The organism is Aurantimonas sp. 22II-16-19i (assembly GCF_002088275.1).
Taxonomy (GTDB): Bacteria; Pseudomonadota; Alphaproteobacteria; order Rhizobiales; family Rhizobiaceae; genus Jiella.
In genome coordinates, this window is sequence record NZ_AQQS01000002.1 from 187,720 (window position 1) to 209,425 (window position 21,706).

At 67.6% G+C, this 21,706-nt stretch carries 20 protein-coding genes; 14 read left to right on the top strand and 6 right to left on the bottom strand.

Features of this window, described 5'->3' with window-relative positions; all coding sequences use genetic code 11:
* Positions 1–108: 108 nt before the first annotated feature.
* The 5 genes from ATO4_RS03435 (at position 109) to ATO4_RS03455 (ending at position 8,370) form a co-directional block, all read left to right on the top strand.
* Positions 109–1,521, top strand: a complete 1,413-nt coding sequence (locus tag ATO4_RS03435) for a cation:proton antiporter (protein WP_245308543.1) — start codon at positions 109–111, stop codon at positions 1,519–1,521.
* 156 nt (positions 1,522–1,677) lie between these two features.
* Positions 1,678–2,925, top strand: a complete 1,248-nt coding sequence (locus tag ATO4_RS03440; RefSeq protein ID WP_083590009.1) for a hypothetical protein — start codon at positions 1,678–1,680, stop codon at positions 2,923–2,925.
* Positions 2,922–4,328: a cytochrome P450 gene (locus ATO4_RS03445; RefSeq protein WP_083590010.1), complete on the top strand. Its 1,407-nt coding sequence runs from the start codon at positions 2,922–2,924 to the stop codon at positions 4,326–4,328. The genes ATO4_RS03440 and ATO4_RS03445 overlap by 4 nt, the downstream gene beginning before the upstream one ends.
* A 166-nt stretch (positions 4,329–4,494) precedes the next feature.
* Complete coding sequence (locus ATO4_RS03450) at positions 4,495–6,276, top strand: radical SAM protein (RefSeq protein WP_083590011.1); 1,782 nt, start codon at positions 4,495–4,497, stop codon at positions 6,274–6,276.
* Between the two features lie 270 nt (positions 6,277–6,546).
* Positions 6,547–8,370 carry a mechanosensitive ion channel family protein gene (locus tag ATO4_RS03455; RefSeq protein ID WP_245308544.1) on the top strand — a complete coding sequence of 608 codons (1,824 nt, stop codon included), beginning with the start codon at positions 6,547–6,549 and terminating at the stop codon, positions 8,368–8,370.
* A 108-nt stretch (positions 8,371–8,478) separates the two neighbouring features.
* Here ATO4_RS03455 and ATO4_RS03460 read toward each other — a convergent pair whose 3' ends face one another.
* The gene (locus tag ATO4_RS03460) at positions 8,479–9,153 is read right to left on the bottom strand and encodes a YitT family protein (protein ID WP_083590182.1); all 675 of its coding nucleotides are present in this window, start codon (positions 9,151–9,153) and stop codon (positions 8,479–8,481) included.
* 237 nt (positions 9,154–9,390) lie between these two features.
* On the opposite strand from ATO4_RS03460, the gene ATO4_RS03465 reads away from it, so the two are divergent.
* From ATO4_RS03465 to ATO4_RS03485, 5 genes are all read left to right on the top strand, one after another.
* Positions 9,391–10,404, top strand: coding sequence for a ligase-associated DNA damage response exonuclease (locus tag ATO4_RS03465; RefSeq protein ID WP_083590013.1), 1,014 nt, complete (start codon positions 9,391–9,393; stop codon positions 10,402–10,404).
* 125 nt (positions 10,405–10,529) lie between these two features.
* Positions 10,530–11,033, top strand: coding sequence for a MarR family transcriptional regulator (locus ATO4_RS03470; RefSeq protein WP_083590014.1), 504 nt, complete (start codon positions 10,530–10,532; stop codon positions 11,031–11,033).
* Entirely contained in the window at positions 11,026–11,709 is a 684-nt protein-coding gene (locus ATO4_RS03475; protein WP_083590015.1) for a GNAT family N-acetyltransferase, read from the top strand. The genes ATO4_RS03470 and ATO4_RS03475 overlap by 8 nt, the downstream gene beginning before the upstream one ends.
* Before the next feature lie 179 nt (positions 11,710–11,888).
* A complete protein-coding gene (locus tag ATO4_RS03480; protein WP_083590016.1) occupies positions 11,889–12,677 on the top strand; it encodes an SDR family oxidoreductase in 789 nt (262 codons plus the stop codon).
* Positions 12,678–12,826: 149 nt separating this feature from the next.
* On the top strand, positions 12,827–13,030 hold the full coding sequence (locus ATO4_RS03485; protein WP_083590017.1) for a CsbD family protein: 204 nt from the start codon (positions 12,827–12,829) through the stop codon (positions 13,028–13,030).
* A gap of 129 nt (positions 13,031–13,159) precedes the next feature.
* Here ATO4_RS03485 and ATO4_RS03490 read toward each other — a convergent pair whose 3' ends face one another.
* On the bottom strand, positions 13,160–14,410 hold the full coding sequence (locus tag ATO4_RS03490) for an SEL1-like repeat protein (RefSeq protein WP_176222843.1): 1,251 nt from the start codon (positions 14,408–14,410) through the stop codon (positions 13,160–13,162).
* Between the two features lie 330 nt (positions 14,411–14,740).
* Here ATO4_RS03490 and ATO4_RS03495 point away from each other — a divergent pair, with 330 nt between their 5' ends.
* Complete coding sequence (locus ATO4_RS03495) at positions 14,741–15,697, top strand: D-2-hydroxyacid dehydrogenase (RefSeq protein ID WP_083590019.1); 957 nt, start codon at positions 14,741–14,743, stop codon at positions 15,695–15,697.
* 89 nt (positions 15,698–15,786) lie between these two features.
* Here the strand turns inward: ATO4_RS03495 and ATO4_RS03500 are convergent, their stop codons facing one another.
* Positions 15,787–17,283 (bottom strand): ATP-binding protein, encoded by a 1,497-nt coding sequence (locus ATO4_RS03500; protein ID WP_245308545.1) that lies wholly within the window; start codon positions 17,281–17,283, stop codon positions 15,787–15,789.
* Between the two features lie 199 nt (positions 17,284–17,482).
* Here ATO4_RS03500 and ATO4_RS03505 point away from each other — a divergent pair, with 199 nt between their 5' ends.
* Both ATO4_RS03505 and ATO4_RS03510 read left to right on the top strand, forming a co-directional pair.
* A complete protein-coding gene (locus tag ATO4_RS03505) occupies positions 17,483–17,743 on the top strand; it encodes a ribbon-helix-helix protein, CopG family (protein WP_083590020.1) in 261 nt (86 codons plus the stop codon).
* Positions 17,744–17,748: 5 nt separating this feature from the next.
* The gene (locus ATO4_RS03510; protein WP_176222844.1) at positions 17,749–18,057 is read left to right on the top strand and encodes a type II toxin-antitoxin system RelE/ParE family toxin; all 309 of its coding nucleotides are present in this window, start codon (positions 17,749–17,751) and stop codon (positions 18,055–18,057) included.
* Positions 18,058–18,075: 18 nt separating this feature from the next.
* Here the strand turns inward: ATO4_RS03510 and ATO4_RS03515 are convergent, their stop codons facing one another.
* A complete protein-coding gene (locus tag ATO4_RS03515; RefSeq protein ID WP_083590022.1) occupies positions 18,076–18,801 on the bottom strand; it encodes a response regulator transcription factor in 726 nt (241 codons plus the stop codon).
* Positions 18,798–19,364, bottom strand: a complete 567-nt coding sequence (locus ATO4_RS03520; RefSeq protein ID WP_245308546.1) for a MarR family transcriptional regulator — start codon at positions 19,362–19,364, stop codon at positions 18,798–18,800. The genes ATO4_RS03515 and ATO4_RS03520 overlap by 4 nt, the downstream gene beginning before the upstream one ends.
* Positions 19,365–19,556: 192 nt before the next feature.
* On the opposite strand from ATO4_RS03520, the gene ATO4_RS03525 reads away from it, so the two are divergent.
* Positions 19,557–20,447, top strand: a complete 891-nt coding sequence (locus ATO4_RS03525) for a branched-chain amino acid aminotransferase (protein ID WP_083590024.1) — start codon at positions 19,557–19,559, stop codon at positions 20,445–20,447.
* Positions 20,448–20,576: 129 nt separating this feature from the next.
* On the opposite strand, the gene ATO4_RS03530 is transcribed toward ATO4_RS03525, so the two are convergent.
* On the bottom strand, positions 20,577–21,500 hold the full coding sequence (locus ATO4_RS03530) for a DMT family transporter (protein ID WP_083590025.1): 924 nt from the start codon (positions 21,498–21,500) through the stop codon (positions 20,577–20,579).
* Positions 21,501–21,706: the final 206 nt, after the last annotated feature.

A 21,706-nucleotide genomic window follows, 5' to 3' on the forward strand; every position in this document is an offset into this window, starting at 1 on the left:
GGGCTCGCGAAAAATCAGCCGGCCTTTCCGCATGGCTCGACAAACCACGACCAAGGTTGTCGCCTGTGATGGCGAATCGACTTTTCTCGCGCCGACCGGAGATGCCGCTTGGAAGACACCGCGGCCGGCCACGCCGGCGACCTGACCGTCATCGCCTTCGTCATTCTCGTCGCGGTGGTCTCCGGCCTCGGCCTGATGCGGCTGCGGCAGCCGCCGTTGGTCGGCTTCATCCTGGCCGGCGTGTTTCTCGGCCCCTCCGGCCTCGGCTTCGTCTCGACCTCCGACGAGAACGTCACGATGCTCGCCGAGATGGGCGTCCTGATGCTGCTCTTCTTCATCGGGATGGAACTGTCGCTGAAGGCGTTCGTGGCGACGCTGAAGCCGGCGCTGGTGATCGCCAGCGGCCAGCTCCTCGCGGCGATGGCGATCACCTTCGGCCTGAAGCTGATCTCCGACGCCACCCTCGCCGAGGCGATCATCCTCGGCTTCATCATCGCCTTGTCCTCGACGGTGGTGGCGATGAAGATGCTGGAGGACATCGGCGAACTGCGCGGCGAGCCCGGCCGGATCGCCGTCGGCGTCCTCATCGCCCAGGATATCGCCGTGGTGCCGATGCTCTTGATCTCGACGTCCCTCGGCGCGAGCGACGAGATCGACTGGGCGAGCCTGATCGTGAAGATCACCGTCGCCGTCGCGGTGCTCGCCGGGCTCCTGTGGTATCTCGGCCGGCGGCCGAAGCTGAAGCTGAGCTTTGCCGCCGCCATCGAGGACAATGTCGAGATCCTCGCCCTCGGCTCGCTCGCCTTCTGCTTTGCCGCCGCCTCGCTGTCCGGCATCGTCGGCCTGTCGCCGGCCTATGGCGCCTTCATCGCCGGTCTCGTGGTCGGCGCCTCGAGCCTGCGCTCGCGGGTGATCCACGTGGTCGAGCCGATCCAGTCGATCCTGCTGGTCGTGTTCTTCCTGTCGATCGGCCTCCTGATCGATCTCGGATACATCGCCGCCAACTGGGAGCTGGTCCTGATCGCGGCGGTGTTCGTCGTCCTCGCCAAGACCATCCTCAACGTCCTGTTGATCCGGCTGGCCGGGCTCGGCCACAAGACCGCGCTCGAGGCCGGCCTGTCGATGGCGCAGATCGGCGAGTTCTCCTTCGTGCTGGCGGCGGCGGCCTTCGCCTCCGGGGCGATCGGCGCCGACGTCTACCGGCTGGCGCTGGCGGTCACCGCGATCACGCTGCTGGTCTCGCCGGCCTGGATGGCGCTGAGCCGGCGGATCGAAGGCGAGGCCCGCTTCGGCTATCACGAGTTCCGCGCCGCCCTCGCCGAGATCTACGAGGGGCAGGTCGAGACGGTCGAGGATCTCGGCTTCTGGCTGAAGGTGCGGGCGCGGGCGATGCGGCGGGCCTGGCGTCGCAGGCGGGCGACACGGGGGGCGGCGAGGCGGCAGGGGCGCGAGGCGCCGGCCGAGCCGATGGGACAGCCGCTGGACCTGCCGATGCCGGGGAGCAAGGCGCCGGGGGAGTAGACCCTCCAGCGCTGTTCGAGAGCACGTGTCTCGGCCGTCGGCCCTGGCCGCTGCCTCGATTCATGTGGGTCGATGACGGAAGGCCCCGCTGTGCGGCGCACCATCATGGGGTATGGACGAACGATCAGGGCGCCGCTCGATGGAGACGAGACGAGAATGACGCATTCGCCGGTTCAGGATCGCAGCCTCGATGGGAGGAGTGCCGACTTTCGCCGTCACGTCTTCTACATCCACGGCTTCGATCCCCGCGGCGCGCCGATCTATCACGGTCATTTCCGCAGCGGTCTCGACGCCGCCTCCAGGCGGTGGCGGCGCCGGATCGCGGTCCGGGAAGAGCCGGAGGAGGCCGTGGCAGCCGGCGCCTGGACGGTGGATGCGCTCAGTGAGGCAAACGGCCGGCGCGTCGAGACGCGCTACGAGATGCTGGTCTGGACCGACATTGTCAGCCGCTACTGGTTCCCGCGCCGGCAGGTCAGGCTGGCGGTCGAATCCTTCCGCTTCGCCCTCGCCACCTGGCGGCGCGGCATCCTGAAGCGCTTCCATCGGCCGGCCTGGGCGCTCTATGTCGCCATCCTGATGACGCCGGCGCTGGTTCTTCTCGGCGTCCTGGTGGGGCTGGTCACGGTCGCCGTGACGGTTGCCGCGGTGTCCGTCGCCGCGTCGAGCCTCGGAGCGACGGCCGGGCTCTCGACCGCCGCCGCGATCCTTGCGTCGGTTGCCATGCTGGTCGTCCTCGCGATGGGTTGGAACCGGCTCAAGGCCTGGCTGAACATCTGGTGGGTGACGCGCTTCCTCGGCTATCTTCGCGGCATGGCCGACGGCGCCTTCGAGCGATCCGAGGAGCGGGCCGAGGCCTTTGCGGAAAGGATGTTCGAGGTGTGGCGGCAGGGCGAGGTGGACGAGATCCTCGTCGTCGGCCATAGCCTCGGCGCGATTTATCTGGTCAGGGCCGGGGCGAGGCTGCTGCGCCGGATCTCCCACGAGGCGCAGGACGACCCGCCAGAAGCCCGCACGGGGCCGAGGATCGTGCTCCTGACACTTGGCCATACGGTGCCGCTCTACACGCTGCTCGGCGGCGACGCGGGGTTTCGGCGGGATCTCGCCGACATCGCGGCGAGCGACCGGCTGCTGGTTCTCGACGTGACCTCCGGCTCGGACCCCGGATCGAGCTGCCGCATCCCGCTGGTCGAGGGGGTCGACTTCGGCGATCGATCGTCGCGGGTGATCAGCCGCGAGCCGGATTTCCACGATATCCTCGAGCCGGAGACCTTTCGCCGCATCCGCATGCGGCCCCTCGACTTTCACTTCCAGTATCTCAAACCCTCCGAGCGCGGCCACGGCTTCGACTATTTCGAGCTGGTGACCCGCCCGCGGCCGATCGAAACGAGCGTCGCCCAGCCATGAGCCAAGACTTCCATCCCGTCCTGCCCAAGGCCAAGGACGTCCATCCCGACAAGCCGCTGGACCGCATCCGCGGCCACCTGCGCTCGAGCCTCGGCCTGTTCCTGAAGGGCAGCTACGGCTTCATCGGCGTCAGCCGGCACAAGATCCCGTCGCTGCCGTTCATGAAGAAGCGCGACCTCTACAACGTTCGCGACCCCGCGGTGATCCGCGACATCCTGGTCAGGCGCTACAAGGAGTTCCCGAAGGGCGCCCTGATGGAACGGATGATGCGCAAGCTCTCCGGCTATTCCATCTTCGTGTCCAATGGCGAGGCCTGGGAGCGCCACCGGCGGATCGTCGACCAGGCCTTCAGCCATGCGGGAGTGAAGAACGTCTTCCCGCTGATGCGCGATGCTTCCGATGCGGCGGTCGCCCGCCTCGCGGCGCAGGCCGATACCGGGGCGGAAGTCGCGATCGACGCCGAGATGACGCATTTCGCCGGCGACGTGATCTTCCGCACGATCTTCTCCGAGCCGATGTCGGCGGAGGATGCGCGGCGCATCTTCTCCGCCTTCGACGAGTTCCAGGCCATCGCCTTCGCGCAAGGGATGATCGGCCTCGTCGGCGTGCCGATCCACTGGCTGTGGTCGAACCGGCGCGCCCGCAAGATGGCGAAGGAGATCCGCGACGTCCTCGACGGCCCGCTGCAGCGCCGGCTGAAGGCGGTGCGCGAGGGGCGGGCGGTGCCGACCAACGACATCCTCTCGGTGCTGATGACCGCCGAGGATCCGGTGACGAAGACGAAATTCGAGGGCGAGGAACTGCTCGACCAGATCGCCATGCTGTTCCTCGCCGGCCACGAGACCTCGGCGGCTGGCCTCGGCTGGGCGCTCTACTGCCTCGCCAACCGGCCGGACGTGCAGGCGGAGATGCGGCAGGAGGCGAGGGCGGTGCTCGGCGACCGGCCGCCGGAGTTCGCCGACATGAAGCGGCTGGAGCGCACCCGCGACATCTTCCGCGAGGTGCTGCGGCTCTATCCGCCGATCGCCTATCTGTCGCGCGACACCGAGAAGCCGGAGCGGCTGGGGGACCAGGACGTGCCCTGCGGTTCGCCCGTCGTCGTGCCGATCTGGCTGATGCACCGGCATACCGAATACTGGCAGAGCCCCAACGAGTTCCAGCCCGACCGCTTCGCCTCGCCCGACACCCGGGAGGCCCAGCGCTGCGCCTACATGCCGTTCTCGATGGGAGCGCGGGTCTGCGTCGGCGCCTCCTTCGCGCTGCAGGAGGCGGCGCTGGTGCTGGCGGAGATCGTCCGCCGCTTCGAGGTCACCCCGGTTCCCGGCCACGAGCCGGAGCCGGTGTCGCGGCTGACGGTGCGTTCGGAAAACGGGATCCGGCTTTTCGTCCGGAGGGCGGGATGATTATCAGTCGCAGGTAAAACAGTACCACCAACAATTCGGGCGGCCGCGGGGAGGAGCGACCGTTTTCCTGAGAATCCCTTGCGGAATGTCCGTAAATCCAACATGATCTTCGCAGATGCACAAGCTCAGCTGTGGGGATGGGCTTGCGGCAGACCGGGGAGATCAGATGGCGAGCGAAGAGAAGTTCCACGTCGTTTTCGTCAAACCGACGCATTACGACGACGACGGCTACCCGCTGCAATGGCGGCGCTCCACCATCCCGGCCAATTCGCTCGCCTGTCTCAACGGCATCGCCATGGACTGCATCGCCCGCAAAGTCCTCGGCGACGTCGACGTGGTGATCCATACGATCGACGAGACCAATACCCGCATCCGGCCGAAAGAGATCCTCGCGATGATCGGCAAGGATGGCGGCAAGGGCATGCTCGCCCTCGTCGGCGTGCAGTCGAACCAGTTTCCGCGGGCCGTCGATCTCGCCCGCCCGTTCCTGGCGGCGGGCGTCCCGGTCTGCCTCGGCGGGTTTCATGTCGCGGGTTCGCTCGCCATGCTCGACGAGACGCCGCCCGAGATCGAGGCGGCGAGCCGCATGGGCATCAGCTTCTTCGTCGGCGAGGCCGAGGGCGGGCGCTTCGACCAGGTGCTGCGCGACGGCTATGCCGGCACGCTGCAGCCCTATTATCGCCACGACGCCGACCTGCCGGGCCTCGAGGGCGCGGAGATCCCGTTCCTCGACCGGGCCCAGGTCGAGAAGACCTTCGGCCTCTATTCGAGCTTCGACATCGGCAGGGGCTGCCCCTTCCAGTGCTCTTTCTGCACCATCATCAACGTGCAGGGCCGCGTCAGCCGCTTCCGCTCGGCCGACGATCTGGAGGCCATCGTGCGGGCCAACTGGGCGATCGGCGTCGACCTGTTCTTCGTCACCGACGACAATCTCGCCCGCAACCGCAACTGGGAGGCCTGCTTCGACCGGCTGATCCTCCTGCGCGAGAAGCACGGCATCAAGATCCGCATGCAGATCCAGGTGGATACGCGCTGCCACAAGATCCCGGGCTTCATCGACAAGGCGGTCAAGGCCGGCGTCGACCAGGTCTTCGTCGGGATGGAGAACATCAATCCCGACAACCTCATCGCGGTGAAGAAGAACCAGAACAAGATCGTCGAATATCGCGAGATGTTCCTCGAATGGAAAAAGCGCTCGGTGATGATCACCGTCGGCTACATCATCGGCTTTGCAAACGACACGCGGGAATCGATCCTGCACGACATCGACGTGATCAAGCGAGAGCTGCCGATCGACCTGATCTACTTCACCAACCTGACGCCGCTGCCGGGCAGCGAGGACCACCAGACGCTCTTCAGGAAGGGCGTCTGGATGGATCCGGACCTCAACAAATACGACCTCAACCACCGCGTCACCCATCACGAGAAGATGTCGGACGAAGAGTGGGACCAGGTCTATTCGGAGGTCTGGGGGCGGTTCTACTCCTGGGATCACATCGAGACGATCATGAAGCGCATGCGCGCCACCGGCTCGACCCGCAAGATGATGCTGCTCTTCCGCATTCTCGGCTATCGCAACTACTACATGGTCTATGGCTGCCATCCGCTGGAAGGCGGCTACATGCGCATCAAGTCGCGGCGCGACCGCCGGCACGGCATGAAGATCGAGAACCCGCTGACCTTCTATGCCCGCTACGCCTTTTCGGAGGCGCGGGCCGTCGCCCTGATGTTCCGGGACTATCTGCGGATGAAGCGGATGGCCGACCGGATCTGGTCCGATCCCGCCGCCGAACAGTATCGCGACCTCGCGATCACCCCGCCGGATGCCGACGAACTCAGCCTCGCCCTCTATTCGGAGACGCGCGGCACCTCGGCCGAGATCGCCCGCATGCGAAGGCAGGAAGTGCTCGTGCGCAATGCCCGGGCGAAGAAGGAAGAGGCCGCCTGAGGTACCCCGCCCCATCGGGGCCGGCATGGCAGGCAGGCTGGCGGGCAGGCAGGGGGTGAGGATCCACGCCCGTTCTCGTTGCCGTGCCCTGCCAGGAGACGGTCGAGGCGGACGGATCTGCGAGGGGTCAAACGATCTGCCAAGGGTGCCCGGCTCTGCGGAGTGGGGAATGCGTCCCACCGGCTGCGATCGACGGCGGCGCGGACCGACGCGGGCCCCCGATGCGACGTCATGCGACTGCCAGAACCGCGCTGCTCGTGGTGAGGCCTGTTGACGCGACTGCTTTCCCAAGCCGCCGGCTGGCCGCTGATCGCTATTCCCGGTGAGATCCCGTCCTATGTGCGGTTGCACGGCAACCAGCTCGAAGGGCCAAGTATCAGGGTGAGATTCCAGCCAACCGTCGCTTCGGCGCTCGTTCTTCATCTCCTGCTCGTGCTCTTCGCGGCGCAGGCCGCGCAGGCGCAGGATTCCGCAGCCGGCCGCTATTTCGAGGTCGAATCCCTCCATGAGGGCCTCGAACCGGCCGAGGGACCCGTCCTCCTCGATACCCCGCAATCGATGATGGAGACCTTCATCTTCGCGGCCGAGGGCAATGACTGGAACACCGCCGCCCATGCCCTCGACCTGTCGGAGATCCCGCAGGACCTCCAGGCGAAGATGGGCCCCGTTCTCGCCAAGCGGCTCTACGAGGTGATGCAGCGGGCGATGTGGCTCGACTGGGGAGACCTGCCGGACCGCCCCGACGCGCTGCTCGCCAGCGCCTCCAACAAGAACCCGATGGCGGGCGAGCCCCGCCGCGACATCCGCCTCTCCATCCTGGAACTCGGCGACCGGTCGGTGTCGATCCGCATCGTCCGGATGAAGCCGCAGGACGAAGATCCCGCCTGGGTGTTCGCCAGCCAGACGGTCGGCAACATCCTGGAGATGCACGCCGTCTTCGGACCGACCGGCTTTGAGGACAGCCTGCCGGAATTCCTGCAGCAGCGGGCCTTCTGGACCCTCGCGGTCTGGGAGGTCATCGCCCTGCCGCTGATCCTGCTCGGCGCCGTTCTGGCGGCGGCGCTCGCCTATCGCGGTCTCGGCGAGGTGCAGATGCGCCAGCCGACGCGGATCGGCTCCCGCATCATCGACGTGATCAAGATGCCGTTCGCTCTGATGGTCTGCGTCGGCACCTTCGCGCTGGTGAAGACGATGCTCTTCACCTTCTCCGGCGCGGTGAACATGTTTCTCGGCCCGCTCCAGTCGGCCCTCTTCGTCATCGCGCTGGCGCTGGTCGCGGTGCGGGTGGTCGATGCGATCCTCGACCGGGTCGTCCGCCAGAACATGGATGAGCTGACCGAATCGGGCGCTGCCACCGAGCGCGATTTCTACACCAACATCTCGGCGGCCCGGCGCGTCGCGATCGTCCTCGCCTTCCTTCTCGGCACGGCGCTGGTCCTGATCCAGATCAACGCCTTCCAGACCCTCGGCTTTTCGCTCCTTGCGTCTGCCGGCGTCATCGGCCTGATCTTCGCCTTTGCGGCGCGGTCCATCCTCGCCAACATCATGTCGAGCCTGCAGATCGCGCTGGCGAAGACCGCACGCATCGGCGACGCCGTGCTGTTCGACGGCAACTGGTGCTATGTCGAGCGCATCAACTTCACCTATGTCCAGCTGCGGTCCTGGGACAACCGGCGGCTGATGGTGCCGGTCAGCGAGTTCGTCTCGACGCCGTTCGAGAACTGGACCAAGCAGGATCCCAAGCTGACCAAGACGGTCGAGTTGAAACTCGACCACCGGGCGGACGTCGACAAGCTGCGGGCGGCATTCCAGGATTTCGTCGACCAATCCGAGGACGTGATCGACAAGGACCAGGCGAAGGTCCAGGTGATCGGCCAGGACGCCATGGGGATGACGGTCTGGTTCGTCGCGGCGGCCGAGGATCCTTCCGCCGGCTGGTCGATGCAGTGCCGGCTGCGCGAGGAGATGCTGAAGGCCGCCGTGCGGCTGGAGGCGGAATACTCGCAGACCCCGGCCGAGCGGCCCTCCTACCTGCCGCGCGAGCGCGAGATGATCGTCGGCGAGTTCGGCGCCCGCAAGCAGGGTGCCGAGTAACACCGTCGGCCCCGGTCTTCGACGCCCGCCCCGTTGTTGCCGCTCGAGCGCCGCGCGGGCCCGACACCAGCGGTCGGGGGACGGCCTTGCGGACCGCCGGTCGCACCGTCACGTCGCCAGATAGCGGTCCGGCCGGTGGTTGATGGCGAGGAAGCCGTTGAGGACCACCGCGCCGATCAGCGAGAAGACCACCGCCGTGAAGTCCACCACGAAAAGGGCGCCGGCAAGGATCGCCAGGTCGAAGGTGAGCTGGACCAGCCCGGCGCGGAAGCCGAAGCGATCCTGCAGGTAGATCGCCAGGATCCCCGCGCCGCCGAGGCTCGCCCGGTGGCGGAAGAGAGCAAGGAGCGCGAAGCCGATCAGCAGCCCGCCGATCACCGCGCCGGCGAGCGGATCGACATACTCGATCGAGAACACCAGTGGCAGCCAGTAGGAGACCAGCGACAGGAGGCCGATCGCCGCGAAGGTCTTGATGGTGAAGGCGCGGCCCATGCGCCCGACGGCGAGGGCGTAGAAGGGGATGTTGATCAGGAAGAAGGCGAGGCCGACATTGATGCCGAAGACGTAGGAGACGATGAGCGCCAGCCCCGCCACCCCGCCGGTGAGGAATTTCAGATGGGCGAGGATCGCCAGCCCCAGCGCCGCCAGGAGGACGCCGGTGAGGATCGCCTGGGCGTCCTCGGCGGGGCTGTGATGGGTCGCCGTCGCCGACCAGTCGCCGAATCGCGATCGCCTGCGGGCGGCAGGTTCGGCTCCCTCCCGGGTCTCGGCGGACTGGCTCATCGGCATGCTCCGGTTGATGCTGCGCTGCGAAAGATGAAACGCTACAGCATCGGCCCGACAATCGGAATCGATTTTCGGAAAAGCACGATGCGGTGAAACAGGGCGTTGGAGCGCACTGCGTCCGACACCACGCGCGGCGCTCTAACGCGTGGGAACAGTCAGGGGAAGTGCGTCGGCGGCAGGGGTGCCCTGCATGCGGTGCTTCGTTGCGCGATACTGCGCCCTAAGTCACGCCCGATGATCAAGCCCGAAGACCTCCTGCGCCCGACCTCCGAGGGCCTCTACTGCCCGCCCGGGAACTTCTACATCGATCCGGTCCGCCCGGTGGACCGGGCGCTGGTCACCCATGGCCATGCCGACCATGCCCGGCCCGGCAACGCCAAGGTCATGGCGACCCGCGAGACGCTGGACATCATGGCGCTGCGCTATGGCGGAGAGTTCTGCGCTGAGCGGCAGGTCGCAACGCTCGGCGACAAGGTCCGGATCGGGGATGTGACGGTGTCCTTCCATCCGGCCGGCCATGTCCTCGGCTCGGCGCAGATCGCGGTGGAGTGGCAGGGGATGCGGATCGTCGCCTCGGGCGACTACAAGCGCCGGGCCGATCCGACCTGCCTCGGCTTCGAGCCGGTCCCCTGCGACGTCTTCATCACCGAGGCGACCTTCGCCCTGCCGGTCTTCCGCCATCCGCCGACCGCCGACGAGATCGGCAAGCTCCTGACCTCCCTCGAGCATTTTCCCGAGCGGGCGCATCTCGTCGGCGCCTATGCGCTGGGCAAGGCGCAGCGGGTGATCCGGCACCTGCGGGATGCCGGCTACGACGCGCCGATCTACATCCATGGCGCCCTGAAGAAGCTCTGCGACTACTACCAGAGCCAGGGCATCGACCTCGGCGACCTGCGCCCGGCCACCGTCGAGGGAGGCCGGAAGGGCGACTTCGCCGGCGCGGTGATCGTCGGGCCGCCCTCGGCCTTCGCCGACAAGTGGGCCCGGCGGTTCCCCGATCCGGTGGCGAGCTTCGCCTCGGGCTGGATGCGGGTGCGCCAGAGGGCGCGCCAGCGCGGCGTCGAGCTGCCGCTGATCGTCTCCGACCACTGCGACTGGGACGAACTGACGGAGACCGTCGAGGAGCTCGCGCCACAGGAACTCTGGGTGACCCACGGGCGCGAGGAGGCGCTGGTGCGCTGGTGCGAACTGCGCCAGATGCGGGCACGGCCGCTGCATCTCGTCGGCTACGAGGACGAGGCGGAATAGCCGGACGACCCGTGGTGCCCGTCGCTGCGGGGTCGAAAAGGTCCGGTCCGGGCCGTGCAGCCCAACCGTCTTGCGTCGAATTATATAGCGGTTTATATAACTAGTTATGTGAATCGGAGATCCGCATGACGGAAGATGTCGTCCGGTCCCTCGGCCTTTTGTGCCTCGGAACGCATCTCAAGCGGCTCGGCGAGCGCCTGCAGGGCGAGACGGACACGATCCTTGCGGCGTACGGGCTCGGCCTCAGCGCCAGCCAGTATCCCTATCTCGCCTGTCTCGACCGCCTCGGGCCGTTGACGCTGGGCGATCTGGCGGAGGCCGTCGGTGTCAGCCAGCCGGGCGCGACGCGCACCGTCAATACGCTCGTCGAACAGAAAATCCTCCAGGTCGAGCCGTCGTCGGGCGATCAGCGCCGGAAGATCATCGCCCTCTCCGAGGAAGGCCGGCGTCTGGTGGCGATCGGCAAGGCCGAGCTCTGGCCGCAGATCGCCGCCGCCGTCGGCGATCTTTGCGCCGGCCTCGACGGGCCGCTGCTCGATCAGCTGAACAGCATCGAAGACAGGCTCAAGGAGAAGCCCCTCGCATTGCGCGGGACATCGCCTGCAACCGTGAAGGACCGACATGGCTGACCCTCTCGACAGGCCGATCTGGACGGCCCTCACCACCCGCCAGGCCCATCTGGCAGAGGGAGACGCGCATGCCCGCCGCTATCTTCCCGACATCAGCCCCTTCACGGCGACGCGCGACGATAGCGAGGCGAGCCTTGCGCCTCTGGCACGACTCGCCGAACCGGCCGGAACGATGCTGTTCCTGCAGGCCAGCCCGGTCGTCCTGCCGCCGCAACTGGTGGAGAGACAGACGGCCGAAGCGGTCCAGATGATTGCCGAGGCGCCGTTTGCGGTCATCGAGGATCGGCGCGTCGAGCGTCTCGGACCGGCCGATGCCGAGGCGATGCTGGCACTCGCCGAGCTTACGAAACCCGGGCCGTTCACGCTGAAGGCGCAGAGCTTCGGCGCGTTCTGGGGCGTCAGGGAGGAGGGGCGGCTCATCGCCATGGCGGGCGAACGGCTGAAGCTTCCCGGCATCACCGAGCTGAGCGGCCTTGCGACCCACCCGGACAGGCAGGGCGAGGGGCTCGGCAAGCTGCTGCTGACCTATGTCGCCGGGCAGATCTCGGCGGGCGGCGACGCGGTGTTCCTGCACGCCTATGCCTGGAACGAGAAGGCAATCCAGCTCTATGAGCGGCTCGGCTTTCGGCTCCGCTCCGCCATGCACGTCGCCGTCGTCGAACTGCGCTCTCCTTAAGCGATAACGGGGCTGAGGGAGAACCGGCGGAAGGGGAGGGTCCTTCGCGGGCGGTTCGGCGGCACGGTGCCTGCTGCGTCCCGTCCGCCCCCTTGCCCGGGGGCATTCGCTGATCGCAAGAATCGGATACCCTCCTGATCCTCGACCGGATCGGGAGAGCAAGAGGAGGAGAACGCAGCATGGATCTCGGATTGAAGGGCAAGCTCGCCGTCGTCACCGGCGGCTCGGTCGGCATCGGGCTGGCGGTGGCCGAAGGCTTGGCTGCCGAAGGCGCCAACGTGGTCATCGCGGCGCGCGGCAAGGAGCGGGCCGAAGCGGAGGCCGAGCGGATCGCCGCCGCTCATGGCGTGCGCGCTGTGGGCGTCGGGGCGGACGTCGCGACCGTCGCCGGCATCGACGCGGTTGTCGCGGCGGCGGCCGAACTCGGCGGTGCCGACATCCTGATCAACAATGCCGGCACCGGTTCCAACGAGACCATCATGGCGGCACCGGACGAGAAGTGGCAGGCCTATTGGGACCTCCACGTCATGGCGGCGGTGCGGCTGGCGCGCGGGGTGGTGCCGCAGATGCGGGCGAAGGGCGGCGGCGTCGTTCTCAACAACGCTTCGATCTGCGCCGTCCAGCCTTTGTCCTACGAGCCGATCTACAACGTCACCAAGGCGGCGCTGATGATGTTCTCGAAGAACCTCGCCACCGAGGTGATCGGCGACGGCATCCGCGTCAACTGCATCAATCCCGGCCTGGTCCTGACGCCCGACTGGATGAAGACCGCGAAGCAGCTCACGGCAGATAGCGGCGGCGACTGGGAGGGCCATCTCCAGGGCGTCGCGGAGGAACATGCCGCCATCAGGCGGTTCGCATCGCCCGAGGAGCTGGCGCATTTCTTCGTGTTCCTGTGCTCGGACAAGGCGAGCTACTCGGTCGGCTCCACCTATTTCGTCGACGGCGGCATGCTGAAGACGGTGTGACGCCCGCATGCCGACCGGCGTCATCGGCAGCGCGGCCTCGGTCCCCCGGCGTTGGCCATCGACGGAACACTCGGGCTTGAGACACGTTGGCCTCTCGAATGCAGACGGGCGAGGCGTTCGCCCCTCGAATGCAAGATGGAGACGACGTGATGAATTGGGACCAGATCCAGGGCCAGTGGAAGCAGTACAAGGGCTCCGCCAAGCAGCAGTGGGGCAAGCTCACCGACGACGACATGGACAGGATCGACGGCAACAAGGACATCCTGGCCGGCCGGCTGCAGGAACAGTACGGCATCGAGAAGGAAGAGGCCGAGCGCCAGATCGACGACTGGGTCAAGGGCCGCTCGCACTGATCGCGCAAGACGCCCGGTCAGGCGATCGGGCCGAATGACGTGCCTCGAGCCTCGCACCCACCGGTGCGGGGCTCTTTCATGTTGGCCGCACGAAAAGGCGACGGCCCTTCCGGCTCGGCCTGCCTCCGGTCAGCGTGCGGCGGATGCGGCGATCCGCGGCGGGACACCGTCGCCGGCGTCGATCGCGGCGAGATCGGCGGCGGCCATGCGGCTGCCGCGGGCGGCGGCAAGCGTCAGCAGTTCGCGGGCCCTCTCGGTATCGCGTGCGACGCCGACGCCCTGCCGGTAGAGCAGTGCCAGGTTGCGCGTCGCCGCTGCATGGCCGCGTTCCGCACCGAGGCTGAACCAGAGCAATGCCTCGTCTCGCGGCGCCACCTCGCCAGCCAGATGCATGGCGCCGAGCGTGTTGGTGGCATCGCCGTCGCCGGCCGTTGCCGCCTTCGCCAGCCAGTGCGCCGCCAGTGCGGGGTCCGCAGGAGCGCCGCCTTCGCCGCGATAGGCCCGTCCGAGCATCGCCATGGCCGGGACGGAGCCGCCGCGGGCCGCCCGTTCGAAGAAGCCGAGCGCGTCGCTGCGGTCCCGCTCGACGCCGTCGCCGTTCCAGAGGTCGAAGCCGTAATTGGCGGCGGCGACCGCGAGACCCTTCTCGGCCGCCGCGCGATGCAGCCTGGCTGCGCGGCGCAGATCCGGCGCCGGCGCTCGCTTCAGGAGATTGGCGAGGTCGTTCATCGCCTCCGCGTCGCCGTCTCTTGCTGCGGCCTCCAGCCAGCGCCGTGCCTCGGCCTCGTTCGTCGCCATGCCGAGACCTCGGGTGAGCGCCGCGGCCAGCATCTTGCGGGACGTCGGGTCGCCGGCCTCGGCCGCCTCACGAAACCGGCGGACCGCCTCCGCCCTGTCCTTGGGCAGACCGTCGCCATTCCAGAGCAGGAGGCCGAGATTGCGCGCGGCCATCGCGCTGCCGCCCGTTGCGGCGCGGCGGTAGAGGTCGGCGGCCCGGGGCACGTCGCGCGGCATGCCGACGCCGGTCGCAAGCCGCAGGGCGAGGTCGTTGAGGGCGAGCGAGTTGCCTTTCTCGGCGGCGGAGCGAAGCCCGTCCAGCTCGCTCCTGGCGACGATGGTCCTGCCGTCGATGGCGACCGTCATGCCCCATCCACCGGCGTCGACGACGATCTCGCCGAAGCCGCGCTCGGGGTGCTCGGTGCCGTTGATGGCGAGCATGTCTTCCCGCACCACCACCCGGTCGTCGCCGATGCTGACGAGGACGCCGTCTGAGGTCCGAAGAAGGCACTCGGCCGTGCAGCCGCGCACCGTCACCCTGACGTCGCCCGCAATCGTCGCCTCGACACTCTCGGCGCGAGCGGCGAGGGAGGGCGCCGACAAGAAGACCGCGGCGAGAACCAGAACCGAACCGCGACACGCTCGCCACGCACGGACCGGGGCGAACTCCGTCCGATCGCGCGGGGGCGGCGCGTTATGAAAAGCCCTTTCCGGTCGCATCGGCAGGCCGGTTCGCGAAAACGCCATCGCTCTTGTCCTGGCGCTGGTGACGGATCATCGCCGGGGATTCTTCCAGAAGGAGGTGAACCATTCACTAAGCAAAAGGCAGCCGGTGCCGCGCCGCAGCTTTTGCTGGCAATGGACAGTTCCGGCCTCCTCCGGCACTACAATGGCGCCTGAAGCCTGAAGCACCCCCCGACCGGAGACCCGCCCATGACACGAATCGTCTTTCTCGACCGCGAGACCATCGGCCCGGACATCGAGCTGACCCGCCCTTCGGCCGAGCACGAATGGGTGGAATATGCCTCGACCCGGCCCGAGGATGTCGCCGAGCGGCTCCAGGGCGCGACGATCGCCGTGACCAACAAGGTGCCGATCCGCCGCGACAGCCTCGAGAAGCTGACCGACCTGAAATTCGTCACCGTCGCGGCGACGGGCTACGACGTCATCGACATCGAGGCCTTCCGCGAGCGGGGCATCCCGGTCTCCAACGTCCGCGGCTATGCCGAAAACACCGTGCCGGACCACGCCATGGCGATGATCCTCGCACTGTCGCGCTCGCTCCCCGGCTACAGGCAGGACGTCATCGACGGAGCCTGGCAGAAATCCGGCCAGTTCTGCTTCTTCAACCACCCGATCTTCGATCTGGCCGGGCGCAAGCTCGGCATCCTCGGCGAGGGGGTCATCGGCCAGGGTGTGGCGAAGCGCGCCGCCGCCTTCGGCATGTCGGTCATGTTCGCCGCCCACAAGGGGGTGTCGGGCATGGGACCACTCTATACGCCCTTCGACGAGGTGATCGAGACGGCCGATGTCCTCACCCTCCACGCGCCGCTGACGCCGCAGACGAAGAACATGATCGCGATGCCGGAATTCCGGCGGATGAAGAAGAAGCCGCTGATCGTCAACACCTCCCGCGGCGGCCTCGTCGACGAGGCCGATCTCGTCCAGGCCCTGGAGGAAGGGCTGATCGCCGGCCTCGGCTTCGACGTCCTCACCAGGGAGCCGCCGGCGCCGGACAATCCGCTTCTGAAGGTGCTGTCCCGTCCCAACGTCATCGTCACGCCGCATGTCGCCTGGGCGAGCAACGAGGCGCAAAGCGAGGTCTGGCGGCAGGTGGTCGACAGCATCGACCGGTTCGTCGCCGGCGAGCCGGTGCGCCGGGTGGTGTGAGCGAAGGGGCGCGAGCGAGCTGCCTTCGGGAGTCGGCGCCGGGGGGCGCCGAAGGGCACCCTCCGTCCCGACCCGGTCCAGGCCGCCCCTCACGCCGGGATGCGGATGAGCGCGCGCAGGCCGCCGAGCGTGCTGTCCGACAACAGGATGTCGCCGCCATGGGCCCGGGCGATGTCGCGGGCGATGGCGAGGCCGAGGCCGGTACCGCCGGCGTCGAGATTGCGGGCGCCGTCGAGCCGCACGAAGGGCTTGAACACCTCCTCGCGCTGGTCGCTCGCGATGCCGGGCCCGTCGTCCTCGATGGCGAGCGACAGCCAGCGGGCATCGTGGGTGACGGTCACCTTCACGTGGGCGGCGTGGCGCAGGGCATTGGCGACGATGTTGGAGATCATCCGCGTGAAGGCGTTCGGCCGCACGGTGACGCGGGTGTCGCCGGAGATGTCGAAGGCGAGCGCCTTGCCCTTCAATTCGGCCTCGGCCTGGTAGCGCTCCATCAGCGGTTCGAGGTCGATTTCCGCGACGTCCTCGCCGGCCTCCCCCTTGGCGAAGGCGAGATAACCCTCCAGCATCCGCTGCATCTCGTCGATGTCGGCGTTCAGTTCGTCCTGATCCTCGCCCTCGCCGAGCAGCGCCAGCTGTAGGCGGAACCGCGTCAGGACGGTGCGCAGGTCGTGGCTGACGCCGCTGAGCATGCGGGTGCGCTGCTCGATCTGCCGCTCGATGCGGTCGCGCATCTGGATGAAGGCCACCGACGCCTGGCGAACCTCGGATGCGCCGCGCGGGCGAAAATCCGACGGCATCGGTTTGCCGCGGCCGAACTCGTCGGCCGCCGCGGCCAGCGCCTGGATCGGCCGGATCTGGTTGCGCAGGAAGAGCACGGCGATGACGAGGAGCACCAGCGACGTGCCGACCATCCAGATCAGGAAGATGTGGGTGTTCGACGCATAGGCCGAGTTGCGGGGCGCGAAGACCCGCAGGACGCCGTCGTCGAGCCGGATGCGGATCTCGACGATCTTGGAATTGCCGACGGTATCGATCCAGAAGGGTCGACCGATCTGCTTGGTCACCTCCTCGGAGAGGATCCCGTCGAGGATGTTGAAGAAGGGCTTCGGCGCCGGTGGCGGCAGGTCGCCGGGCGGCAGCAGCGAAATGTTGAGATCGAGCCGCCGCTGGGCAACGTCGAGAATGCGGGTGCGGTCGCCGGCATCCTCCTCGGTCTCGATCAGGTCGACCACCGCCGCGATGTCCTTGACCACGGCCTGGGACAGGCGCTCCGTCACCAGCGCCCAGTGGCGCTCCATGAAGACGACCGTGACGACGCATTGCAGGAGGATCATCGGCGCGAGGATGATGATCAGCGAGCGGGCATAGAGGCCCTTCGGCAGGAAGCGCCGGGCGATGCGCGGAACCGGCCGCAGCGGTCCGCGCCAGACGTCGACCCGGCTCGGCACCCGGCCCAGCATCGTCTCGACCACCCGGCCGACGCGCTGCGAGAACCGGCGCTCGCGCAGGTCACGGAGCGGCAGCGCCCGGTTTCGCGGCTTGCGGGTGCGCAGGAGACGGTCGATCAGGGTCATGAGCCTCATTTAGGTTCGATGCCCGGGTTTCGTCATGCAAAATCGGTGGAAGCATCGAGCGGCGGCGCCGGCGTGACGTCCCGACCTGGTCCGGTGCCATCGCCGGACCGCAACCTCACCCCGCTCTCACCATTCCCCACAGCGTCAGCACGCCGTTGACCTCCGGGCTCTGGCGTAATACGCTGTATTACATCTCGCGAGGTGCGTCATGGCAAAATCCGAACTCTCAGATCCGATCACATTGCGCGTTCCGCTCGACGTGCTGGAATCGCTCGAGGCGATCGCCGACGTCTCGCAGAGGACGCGGAGCTGGGTCATGGTTCGGGCGCTGCGCCAGTATCTGGCTGGGGAAGGGGCCGAGGTCCTTGCGATCCGCCGGGGACGCGAGGAGATCCAGTCCGGTCGGTCCCACGACATCGACGACGTCTTGCGTGAGATCGAGGCCATCGTGGCGGGCAAGGCCGCCTGATGCGTATGCGCCTCTCCGACGAGGCGCGAGACTTCCTGCGGAACGAGGCGCGCTATCTGAAGCCACGCAGCCCGAGCGCGGCGCGGCGCCTCGTGGAAACCGTGGGCGAGGCAAGGCGCAGGCTGTCGAGCTTTCCGCTCATGGGAGCCGGGGACGCGCACGCTCTGGTGCCGGGTTCGCGGCGGCTCGTCATCGGCGACTACGTCATGACGTATGAAATCATCAAAGACGTCATCGCGATCACGTCGATCCGGCACGGGCGCATGGCACCGAACATGCCGGAAATCGACGACGACTTCGACTTCGAGGCATGAATCCGGCGACGGCGCGCCTCAGTCGATGTTCAGCCGGTAGCCGATGCCGCGCACCGTCTGCAGCCAGAGCGGGTTGGTCGGATCCTGCTCGATCTTGCGCCTGAGGCGGTTGATCTGGACGTCGACGGTGCGCTCGCCGACCTCGCTCTCCTCGCCGAGAAGCTCCAGCCGCGGGATCGTCTCGCCGGCCTTGGCGGCGAACTGGCTCATGATCTCCTGCTCGCGCTCGGTCAGCCGGATGATCTCGACGCCCCGCTTCAGCTCGCGCCGCGACAGGGAGAAGGTGAAGGGTCCGAACCGCACGTGCTCGAGCTTGGTGGCCGGCTGCGGCGCGCCGCGCTTCAGGATGTTGTTGACCCGCAGCAGCAGTTCGCGCGGGTCGAAGGGCTTGGGCAGATAGTCGTCGGCGCCGGCCTCGAGCCCGGCGATGCGGTCTTCCGTCTCCGAGCGGGCGGTCAGCATCAGGATCGGCGCGTCGCGGGTCTTGCGGATCGAGCGGACGAGGTCGATGCCGTTCTCGCCGGGCATCATCACGTCGACGACGACGAGGTCGAAGTCGAGGCCGCCGAGGATGCGGCGTGCCTCCGCGGCATCCGCCGCCACCGACACCCGGAACTGCTTCTCGGTGAGAAAGCGCGACAGCAGCGAGCGGATGCGGCGGTCGTCGTCGACGATCAGGATGTGCGGCGCATCGTCGTCGATCATCGCGCGCGAACCGGCGATCTCGGCTTCGGTCTCGGTCATTCGGGGTCTTTCCAGCTGATGTCCTTGCGCTCGAACCACTCGCGGGCCGACTCCCGGTCCGAGGCCATGGCCTTGAGGAACGCCGCGATCGGCCGCATGTCCTCGTCGCTGGTCTTGGCGAGCGCCGCCTCGATGCGGCGCACCTGCGCCTCGGACAATTCGACCGCGAGCGCGCGGCCCTTCTGCGTCGGATAGAGCCGGCGCTGGCGCCGGTCCTCGTCGCCGGGGATCTGGCAGATGAAGCCCTCGTCGAGGAGCTGTCGCAAGACCCGGGAGAGGGACTGCTTGGTGATCTGCAGGATGTCGAGCAGCTCGGCGATGGTCAGGCCCGGGTCGCGGTTGACGAAGTGCAGGACGCGGTGATGGGCCCGCCCGAAGCCGTAGCGGATGAGGATCTCGTCGGCGTCGCCGGTGAACTCGCGATAGGCGAAGAAGAGGAGCTCGATCACGCGGAAGTCGAGGCTGCCCTGGGTCGGCAGAGGATCGCGCACGACGGCCCCATCGCAGTCGTTGGTCGGATCGGTCTGAATGGCCGGGATGTCCATTAAATAGGTCAGCACCATTGACGTAATTTCGGTTTATTGTTACACCCGCGACATGGATGTGGAAACAGCGCGATACCGCCTTCGCGGCACCGAGCAGATATCATCAATCGCCGTCCTTTCGCATTGCGCCAGCGACAATTCTGCCTGCAGTGTGATGTCCCGTCCAACGGCAATCTAGGGAGAGCGCCCGGTCGTGGCGCTGGAAAAACCATGAGCGCGGTTCCATTCGATCAACTCGATGGCGAAATCTGGTTCAACGGCGAGTTCGTTGCCTGGAAGGACGCCAAGATTCACGTGCTGACCCACGGCCTGCATTATGCCAGCGCCGTGTTCGAGGGCGAGCGTGCCTATGGCGGCGAGGTGTTCAAGCTGCGCGAGCACACCGAGCGCCTGATCGAATCCGGCCGCATCCTCGGCTTCAAGATCCCCTATTCCGCCGACGAGATCGACGCGGCCACCGACGAGCTTCTGTCCCGCCAGGGCCTCTCCGACGCCTATGTCCGGCCGATCGCCTGGCGCGGCTCGGAGATGATGGGCGTCTCGGCCCAGACCAACCGCATCAACGTCGCCATCGCCATCTGGCAGTGGCCGAGCTATTTCGATCCCGCGACGAAGATGAAGGGCATCCGGCTGGATCTCGCCCAGTATCGCCGGCCCGATCCGATGACCGCCCCGTCGAAGTCGAAGGCCGCCGGCCTCTACATGATCTGCACCATCTCCAAGCACGCCGCCGAGGCGAAGGGCTATGCCGACGCGCTGATGCTCGACTGGCGCGGGCAGGTGGCCGAGGCGACGGGCGCCAACGTCTTCTTCGTGAAGGACGGCGTCATCCACACGCCGAAGGCCGACTGCTTCCTCGACGGCATCACCCGGCGCACCGTCATCGGGCTGGCCAAGCGCCGCGGCATCGAGGTGGTCGAGCGGGCGATTATGCCCGAGGAGCTTTCCGGCTTTTCCGAGTGTTTCCTCACCGGCACCGCCGCCGAGGTGACGCCGGTCTCCGAGATCGCCGACTGGCGCTTCACCCCGGGCGAGATCTCCCGGCGCCTCGTCGAGGATTATGCGACCGAAGTTATGCCGAAGCGCGCCGCTGCGGAATAACCGCAAGCCATCGCCTGTCATCGCCAGCGGGCGCCTGCCGGATCGGTGGGCGCCCGTTGGCGTTTGCGGGCCGGCTGTGCTGGGCCACGAGGCGAGGAAGCCGCAAGGCGGGCGACAACGATCGCCGGCTCAGTGCAGCGTGCGCGGCACGGTCTTCGGCGGCACGCCGTCGTCGACGATCTTCTGCCGGTGGAACAGGAACAGCCCGGCGACGATGATGATGACCGCGCCGACCAGCACCTGCGGCGTCGGCAGGTTGCCGAAGAAGACGAGGCCGAAGATCGCCGCCCAGAGCAGCAGCGTGTATTGCAGCGGCGCCAGCGTCGAGGCCGGGGCGAGCTTCAGCGAGCGGGTGATCAAGAGGTGGGCGCTGCAGGAGACGACGCCGAGGAGGAGCAGCGCGCCGAGGTCGAAGGCGGAGGGCGTGACCCATGTGGTCACCGACAGGACCGCGCCGGCAATGAGGGCGGTGAGGGTCTGCCAGCCGACCAGCGTGGCGTCGCTGGTCCTGCGCAGCGTCCGCGCCAGGACCAGCGTCATCGCGAAGGCGATGCTGCCGACGAAGGCGAAGAGCGAAGCGAGCGACAGCGAGGCCGAGGAGGGCTGCAGCGCGACGACGACGCCGAGAAAGCCGACGACGATCGCCACCCAGCGACGCCAGCCGACCTTCTCGCCGAGAAATACATGGGAGATCGCCGCGACGTAGATCGGTCCGGCCATGTAGAAGGTCATCACGTCGGCGAGCGGCATGGTGGCGACGGCGGCGTAGAAGAGCCCGGTGTCGACGGTGGCGCACAGCGCCCGCATCGCCTGCAGCCCCGGGCGCTCGGCGCTGAACAGGGCGACCTTGCCCTGGCGCAGGAGCAGCGGCCCGAGGATCAGGAACGCGCCCAGCGAGCGGATCAGCAGCACCTGCCCGACCGAGAAGCTTGCCACCAGCCATTTGCCCATGGCGTCGTTGAGCGCGAACATGAAGTCGCCGACGAGCATCAGGATGACGCCGAGGGCGACGGGGCCGACGAGCGGAGCGGCGGAAAACGGGCGGGCGGTCATGGGTTCGATTCGAGGCTCGTGTGCGCATGGGCCGGCGACGATGGTCGCCGTGGCCGATCCAGGCGTCGGATCGGCCGGTGGCTCCTGCTTCGCAGTCTGGTTGATCGTCGTGGACGCCCTCGGCGATGCTCTATGGCGCTTCGCCGGGGCCGGCAACAGAATTTGCGAGGGGGCCGGCGATTGGCATCGATCCCCGCATGGGGCCA

Excerpts from the sequence above, each read along its gene's own strand:
- ATO4_RS03450 (WP_083590011.1), top strand. The coding sequence starts at position 4,495 with ATGGCGAGCGAAGAGAAGTTCCACGTCGTTTTCGTCAAACCGACGCAT.
- ATO4_RS03465 (WP_083590013.1), top strand. The coding sequence starts at position 9,391 with ATGATCAAGCCCGAAGACCTCCTGCGCCCGACCTCCGAGGGCCTCTAC.
- ATO4_RS03530 (WP_083590025.1), bottom strand. The coding sequence starts at position 21,500 with ATGACCGCCCGCCCGTTTTCCGCCGCTCCGCTCGTCGGCCCCGTCGCC.
- ATO4_RS03475 (WP_083590015.1), top strand. The coding sequence starts at position 11,026 with ATGGCTGACCCTCTCGACAGGCCGATCTGGACGGCCCTCACCACCCGC.
- ATO4_RS03520 (WP_245308546.1), bottom strand. The coding sequence starts at position 19,364 with ATGGTGCTGACCTATTTAATGGACATCCCGGCCATTCAGACCGATCCG.
- ATO4_RS03480 (WP_083590016.1), top strand. The coding sequence starts at position 11,889 with ATGGATCTCGGATTGAAGGGCAAGCTCGCCGTCGTCACCGGCGGCTCG.
- ATO4_RS03460 (WP_083590182.1), bottom strand. The coding sequence starts at position 9,153 with ATGAGCCAGTCCGCCGAGACCCGGGAGGGAGCCGAACCTGCCGCCCGC.
- ATO4_RS03500 (WP_245308545.1), bottom strand. The coding sequence starts at position 17,283 with ATGAGGCTCATGACCCTGATCGACCGTCTCCTGCGCACCCGCAAGCCG.
- ATO4_RS03515 (WP_083590022.1), bottom strand. The coding sequence starts at position 18,801 with ATGACCGAGACCGAAGCCGAGATCGCCGGTTCGCGCGCGATGATCGAC.
- ATO4_RS03485 (WP_083590017.1), top strand. The coding sequence starts at position 12,827 with ATGAATTGGGACCAGATCCAGGGCCAGTGGAAGCAGTACAAGGGCTCC.
- ATO4_RS03495 (WP_083590019.1), top strand. The coding sequence starts at position 14,741 with ATGACACGAATCGTCTTTCTCGACCGCGAGACCATCGGCCCGGACATC.
- ATO4_RS03470 (WP_083590014.1), top strand. The coding sequence starts at position 10,530 with ATGACGGAAGATGTCGTCCGGTCCCTCGGCCTTTTGTGCCTCGGAACG.
- ATO4_RS03525 (WP_083590024.1), top strand. The coding sequence starts at position 19,557 with ATGAGCGCGGTTCCATTCGATCAACTCGATGGCGAAATCTGGTTCAAC.
- ATO4_RS03510 (WP_176222844.1), top strand. The coding sequence starts at position 17,749 with ATGCGCCTCTCCGACGAGGCGCGAGACTTCCTGCGGAACGAGGCGCGC.
- ATO4_RS03445 (WP_083590010.1), top strand. The coding sequence starts at position 2,922 with ATGAGCCAAGACTTCCATCCCGTCCTGCCCAAGGCCAAGGACGTCCAT.
- ATO4_RS03440 (WP_083590009.1), top strand. The coding sequence starts at position 1,678 with ATGACGCATTCGCCGGTTCAGGATCGCAGCCTCGATGGGAGGAGTGCC.
- ATO4_RS03505 (WP_083590020.1), top strand. The coding sequence starts at position 17,483 with ATGGCAAAATCCGAACTCTCAGATCCGATCACATTGCGCGTTCCGCTC.